Origin of the sequence: Oceanobacter kriegii DSM 6294 (genome assembly GCF_000422845.1) — a bacterium.
GTDB classification, from domain to species: Bacteria; Pseudomonadota; Gammaproteobacteria; order Pseudomonadales; family Oceanobacteraceae; genus Oceanobacter; species Oceanobacter kriegii.
Genome location: NZ_AUGV01000016.1, coordinates 162,223 through 168,663, shown reverse-complemented (window position 1 = coordinate 168,663; position 6,441 = coordinate 162,223). Strand labels below are relative to the sequence as shown.

Below are 6,441 nucleotides of genomic sequence, written 5' to 3'. Positions count from 1 at the left end.
GCTTATCCGACCTTGTATCTCTCCAGGGATCTTTGGTTAGCTACTAAAGGTTCCACAGAACCCGGTGAAGTTGAATCGGACCTTGGCACTTTGATGCCGCTTTGTAGATTGACTCCCGGGTTCTGATTTCTCTACACATTGAATGGTATCCAAGCGCCTGCTCGACAGTGACGCTGAATGGACAAGGGTAATGAGAGATGCACTACGTCGGTATTGATGTCAGCAAAGCCAAATTGGATTGCACCTGGTTGCGAGATCCCGCGACAGGAAAAATCAAAAGCAAGAAGCACGACAACACCAGCTCAGGTCATAAAGCACTGGTTCAGTGGCTGAGCAAGAATGTCAGCACTGATCCCAACGAAATTTTAGTTGTGATGGAAGCCACCGGCATCTATCACGAAGTCGTGGCCTACGCACTTTTTGAAGCAGGTGTTCGGGTCTGCGTGGCAAATCCCGCCCGCACCAAAGAGTTTGCCAACAGCCTTGGCAACACCCATAAAACCGACGCAAAAGACAGCGTCGTACTAGCGAAGTACGGCTATCTTATTAAGCCTGATCCGTGGCAGCCAGAACCTCCAGAGGCCAGAGAACTCAAGGCTTTGAACGGTCATATTGAAGCTCTGGAGAAAGATATTCAGCGCTCACAAAACCGTCTTGAAAAAGCCGAGTTCAATCGCGCTTCAGAGCGAGTCATCAAGTCACTTCATATCCTGATCGAACAGTTACAGACTGAGAAGAAACGCCTGGAGAGTGATATCGATGACCACATCGATCGCCACCCACAGCTGAAAAAAGACCGGGCTTTGATGGAGAGCATCCCGGGAGTAGGAAAGGTTGTGTCGCGGACCATGCTCAGTGTGATACATGGCCGATCGTTCCAGCAGGCAGGTCAGTTAGCGGCTTATATTGGCTTAATCCCCCGAATCCAGGAGTCTGGAACGTGGAGAGGAAAAAGCCGCTTGAGCAAACAGGGTTCGCCGAAAATACGAGCCAAGTTGTACATGCCAGCGGTGACATCGATCCAGCATAATCCGGACATTAGGGCGCAATACGAACGCTTGCTGAAGAACGGAAAAAGCAAAATGCAGGCAATAGGCGCCGCGATGCGAAAGCTGGTCCAGATTTGTTTTGGTGTTGTGAAACATCAAAGCGAATACCGTCCTCAGGTGGCCATTTAGCCTCTTGAGGACGGTTAGGAGAGATGGTATCTACACCGGATAACTCCGTAGGAGCTGGCTTGCCTGCGATTTGTTGGGCGCGCCACACCCTACATGGCGGTGGGAGGTAGCTTGCTGGCGATGAGTAGTACGAGATGTGGGCCTGATAACGTAGGTCTGATAAAGACGCGAAGCGGCTGCCATCTGACGCGTTTTTGCGATGCCCTTGTCGGATGGCGCAAGCTTATGGATAAATCCGCAGGAGCGGGCTTACCTGCACTTTGTTGGGCGTGCCACACCCTACATGGCCGTGGGAGGTAGCTTGCTTCCGATGAGTAGCATGAGATGTGAGCCGATAACGTAGGTCTGATAAAGACGCGAAGCGGCTGCCATCTGACGCGTTTTTGCGATGCCCTTGTCGGATGGCGCAAGCTTATCCGACCTACACAGGATAAATCCGCAGGAGCGGGCTTACCTGCAATTATCGACAGCAAGCCCGCATATTCCAGCGCCCTACAATCGCCCCATTCGGTGGTAACGCATCAGCACCATCACCAATAAAATAGCGGGTAGGCCCAACACGGCGGCGATGACGAAAAACTCGGTGTAGCCCCAGCCGTCCACAACCCAGCCAGAGAACCCGCTGATAAATTTCCCGGGCAAGGTCATCAACGAGCTGAACAAGGCGTATTGCGTGGCAGTGTAGCTCTTGTTGGCCAAACTCGACAGGTAGGCAATAAACGCGGTACTGGCAATACCACCGCTGAGGTTGTCGGCACTGATCACCAGCACCAGCCAGCTCAGCGGTGGCCTGCTGCCGTCCCAGGTAAGCGCCAGCAGAGCAAACAGTAAGTTAGTACCCGCTACCAATATCGCTCCCAGCAGCAGCGGCCGATACAGTCCCCACTTCACCACCAGCACGCCACAAATGGCGGAGCCCGCCAGAGTCATGATGAGGCCGAACATTTTGGCAATGCGAGCGATGTCCGATTTACTGTAACCCAGGTCCAGATAGAAGGGGTTGGCCATCACGCCCATGGTGATATCGCTGAGGCGGAACACGGCGATAAAACCCAAAATCAACAACGCCAACATGCCGTTGCGTTGGAAGAATTCCAGCAACGGGCAGATAACCGCACCCAGCAGCCAACGCTGCCACGGCGGCCGCTGCGCCAGGTGCATTGGCCGCCCCATAAGCTTATCGATGAGTTCGGCATCTACCCGACCACGCTGCTCGGCGTCGAGGTGTTTGGGTTCATCACTCCAGAGTGTGGCGATAACCCCTACGACCATCAGAAATGCCATGCAGGTGTAGGCGAAGGTCCAGCTGTACCAGTCGGCCAGATAGAGCGCTCCGGCGCTCGAGAACAGCACCGCGACCCGATAACCAAAGATGTAGCTTGCTGACATCGCCCCCTGATAATCGTCTTCGACGATTTCAATACGGTAGGCGTCCAGCGCCACGTCCTGAGTAGAAGACGCAAAGGCAACAATCAGGGCCGCAACGGCAATGCCCCAGAGGTCTTGCTGTGGATCGAGCAAGCCCATCCACAAAAGCCCGGCAAAAATGCCCAGCTGCCCGACTAATATCCAGCTTCGCCTTGGCCCCAGCCAACGGCTTAATACAGGCAGGTTCAGGCGGTCGATTACCGGTGCCCAGAACACTTTGATGGAATAGGTAATGCCAATCCAGGCAAAGAAGCCAATGGTGGTGCGCTCGACTTCTGCGTCCCGTAGCCACGCTGTCAGAGTGGTGAATACCAGCAAGTACGGCAGTCCGGCGCCAAAGCCCAACAGGGCGATGACCATCACGGGTTTGCGGGTGTAAATTTGCCAGGCGTCGCGCAGCCAGTCGCCAAGGGAGTTGGAGGCAGCGCCTTGCTGGCCTGCCTCATTGGGTTGATTCATCAGTCTTTGAAGTTTTTGAAGGCCAACGGCATGGTGATGGATTCGTCATTGCGGAACAGGGACATGACGTTTTGCAGGTCGTCGCGGGACTTGCCCTGAACTCGTACCGTCTCGCCCTGAATAGACGCTTGTACTTTCAGCTTGCTGTCTTTCACCAGCTTGACCATCTTCTTGCCCAGTTCCTTATCAATGCCCTGACGCATGGTAGCCTGAACCTTTACCTGCTTGCCTGCGCCTTTCGGGTCGCTGTATTCCAGACAGGACACTTTGATACTGCGCTTGATCATCGCGCCTTCAAGCATCGGCTTCATTTGTTCGATCTGGAATTCTTCGTTGGCAGTCAGAGTCACGATGAACTCTTTCAGTTCAAAACTGGCGTCGACACCGCGAAAATCGAAGCGAGTGCTGAGCTCGCGGTTGGCTTGGTCAACGGCGTTTTGGGCTTCGTGTTTATCGACTTCGGATACAACGTCAAAAGATGGCATATTTGGCTCCAGATTCGGTATTAGCTCTGTATATAGAGGTCGCCGCAAGCGAACATAAAACGGATGATGTTCAGGCAATAAAACCGGCGGCGTTCTTAAAGATGAAGCCGGACTGTATACCTGTGTACGGCCAGAAAATCAAAAATCGGCTCTGCCGGATGAGTGTTGAGCGCGCCATCACAGTTTTGATGTATTACGCGTTCCGCTAATGCATCCTACGGTTTTGGCTCTGTCTGTGCTGCCAATGCCCAATAAGAGATGTAGGTCTGATAAAGACGCGAAGCGGCTGCCATCTGACACGTCTTCACCACAGCATTGTCGGATGGCGCAAGCTTATCCGACCTACACGGGGCTGGGGCTGCCTGTGGGAGGTAGCTTGCTGACGATGGTCATTATTGCCCGTTATTTGCCAGAAATGATTTATCACAAAATGTCACTGGCATTTGTGTAAGCACTGTCTACTCTGTTTGTTATGAACAGCAAACTTCCGTTACATGGCCCGGGTGTTTACTTACTGACATTCCGAGGCGCTCGCAAGCAAGCCATTTTCCGCTCGGTATTTGAGTTGGAGGCTGCGCCGCGCCTGCTGGCCAACTTGCCTGACTGCAAGCTCATTGCCTGGCTGCTGGATGCCAATAGCATTCGCTGCGTGCTGCGTTGCGCGCAGGATTGGCCTGCGGTGGTGGAAGTTTTGCAGCAACAGTTATCGGAAGCCCACGAAGCGATTTGGGGTCAGAAGCAGCAACTGTTGTCTGAGCAGGTTGATGTACTTGCGATTGATGAATCAGCGTTTTTAATGGACACCGTGTTGCAGCTTCACCGCCTGCCGGTGTTTGAAGGCAAGGTACCCAGCGCTGAGCTGTACCCGTGGAGCAGCGATCGTTGCTACCGAATGCACGAGCCACCGGCATGGCTGGATTGTGAAGCGGTGCTGAACCGCCTGAGCCACAGTCGTCACCGCCGTGAGCAGCATTACATCAATGTGATGGAGCAACCCGCAAAAGCGCACTTAAACCTGAACGACGGCAACCAGCCGATGCATCTTGCGCTGGCTCGTGATCGTTGGATGGAACGCCACGTCGGTAGCCAAGCCACGATTCAAACAGCCTCAACGTCTGATTTGATTCCAACAGAAAAAGCCTGGGCGATAGCCGTCAATATTGTGGCCAGCCGTTTTGGTGTAACGGTCGAAGATATGACCGACAGCAAAAACCGTCGCGTTTACCAGCGCTTGATGCCGTTGGCCGCCTGGCTGCTGAACAAACACCACTATTCATTAAAAACCATTGAAAGCTGTTGCCGTGAAGACGTCGATATCCTTCAGCACTGGGTAGGTCGCGCCAAGGCAGATCATCCAACATCCTTGTGTAAGCAACTGCTGGCCAGTTTTGCCGATGCACTGGAAAACCCGGAGAGTATTTTGCCGGCAGCCCATGTGACTACTTCCGCGGCTCCAGCAATGACGGGGTCAATGGCCACACCGGAAGCTTCCGAACCTTCTAACATCAACACCGATACAAACGCCGAAGCAAACACAGAAACACCGAACACAGTCTCAGAAACCGATCCGACCAGTAACGCTGGCACAGACAGCGAAGCCGATAAACTGCTGAAACTGGTTCAGCCCACCGGCTGAATGCCCCTCCCCATCCGTGCTGTTAATTCCTTCAAGCAGCTCTATAATCAGCCATCATGACAACTTCCATTGCGATTCTCGGTTTGGGTGCCATCGGCACGGTAATGGCTGCACATTGGCGCGGCCTCGAGGTTTATTGCGTTCCCAAACAGGCTGCGAATAGCCATTCTGACGAAGCCCGACAGCCCTGCAACGTTCAGCGACGCTTGCAGCTGTCTGAAGCAACCCGCTCCGCTTTCAGCGATTCTGCGTTTGGCCCTGGCACAAGCTCCCATGCTTCAGAACTAAACCAAGAACCACACTCATCCCCACAATCAGAGCTTGAACTCGAGTTACCCTGCTGGGATGGAAAGCAGCCCATCGACTGGCTGGTTGTAACCACGAAGGCAGCGCATACGCTGACGGCGTTACAGACGCTGCATCAACACTCTGAAGCCCTGAACAAGGTTCAGCGAATTCTGCTGCTGCAAAACGGCATGGGCCAACAGCAGGCGGTACAGCAGTGGTTGCAACAGCAAAACCTGACAATGGAGTTGTGGCTGGGTACGTCAACGGACGGTGCTTTTTTGATGCCTGATAAGGACAATCCAGTCCGAAGCTACTGCTATGCCGGGCTTGGCGAAGTACTGGTTGGCCGAGCCCTGCAAACGCCAGGACAAGAGCTTCTAGCGGTAAATACACCCCTGCCTCCTCACCTTAAATTCGTGCCTGATATCCAGCAGCGGCTGATCAACAAGCTCGCGGTGAACATTGTGATCAACCCGTTGACCGCGCTTTATCAATGCCTTAACGGCGAGTTGGTTAGCAATACGGCCTACCACCAGCACTTTCTCGCTCTGGCGAATGAAGTGCTGGAAGCCAGTAAGCTGCTTGAATGGCAGCTGCCGGACGACTTCGTTCAACGGGTCACGCTTGTTGCGCAAAAAACCGCGGCTAACCGCTCGTCCACCCTGCAAGACATTATCGCCGGCCGCCCCACCGAGCTGGCGTATATTTTGGGCTATCTGCTGATTCAGGTGTCGCAGCTACCAGAGGAACAGCAACCATCCATTCCGGAAACCCGTAAGCTGGCTGAGCAACTGCAAGGCAAGGGACTGACGGTATGGCCTCAATGAATCGTCGCCGCTCTGACTCAACCTCAACGCCCGATACACGCACAGCCCCTTCTGCTTCGCTAGGCCCAAATGACGGGCAAGACGAGCCGATATCGAATAAAACCGGACAGAGCAAAACCGAAAAGAGCGAGACCATCACG

The 6,441-nt window shown here is 53.8% G+C and carries 6 protein-coding genes; 4 read left to right on the top strand and 2 right to left on the bottom strand.

The genetic code is table 11. From position 1 onward, the window contains the following. Positions 1-197 precede the first annotated feature (197 nt). Positions 198-1,178, top strand: a complete 981-nt coding sequence (locus G516_RS0109475) for an IS110 family RNA-guided transposase (RefSeq protein WP_028293452.1) — start codon at positions 198-200, stop codon at positions 1,176-1,178. A 492-nt stretch (positions 1,179-1,670) separates the two neighbouring features. Here the strand turns inward: G516_RS0109475 and G516_RS0109470 are convergent, their stop codons facing one another. Together G516_RS0109470 and G516_RS0109465 are read right to left on the bottom strand one after the other, a co-directional pair. After that, entirely contained in the window at positions 1,671-3,065 is a 1,395-nt protein-coding gene (locus G516_RS0109470) for an AmpG family muropeptide MFS transporter (RefSeq protein WP_322785989.1), read from the bottom strand. Then, on the bottom strand, positions 3,065-3,550 hold the full coding sequence (locus G516_RS0109465) for a YajQ family cyclic di-GMP-binding protein (protein ID WP_028293450.1): 486 nt from the start codon (positions 3,548-3,550) through the stop codon (positions 3,065-3,067). The genes G516_RS0109470 and G516_RS0109465 overlap by 1 nt, the downstream gene beginning before the upstream one ends. Before the next feature lie 322 nt (positions 3,551-3,872). On the opposite strand from G516_RS0109465, the gene G516_RS25165 reads away from it, so the two are divergent. Genes G516_RS25165 through G516_RS23875 form a run of 3 tightly spaced genes read left to right on the top strand, consistent with a single transcriptional unit; the run spans position 3,873 to position 6,301 of the window. Then, positions 3,873-4,001 (top strand): hypothetical protein, encoded by a 129-nt coding sequence (locus G516_RS25165; protein WP_281168017.1) that lies wholly within the window; start codon positions 3,873-3,875, stop codon positions 3,999-4,001. Between the two features lie 21 nt (positions 4,002-4,022). Next, positions 4,023-5,186, top strand: coding sequence for a RodZ family helix-turn-helix domain-containing protein (locus G516_RS0109450; RefSeq protein ID WP_028293448.1), 1,164 nt, complete (start codon positions 4,023-4,025; stop codon positions 5,184-5,186). 56 nt (positions 5,187-5,242) lie between these two features. Then, positions 5,243-6,301 (top strand): ketopantoate reductase family protein, encoded by a 1,059-nt coding sequence (locus tag G516_RS23875; protein ID WP_028293447.1) that lies wholly within the window; start codon positions 5,243-5,245, stop codon positions 6,299-6,301. The last annotated feature ends 140 nt before the right edge of the window (positions 6,302-6,441 follow it).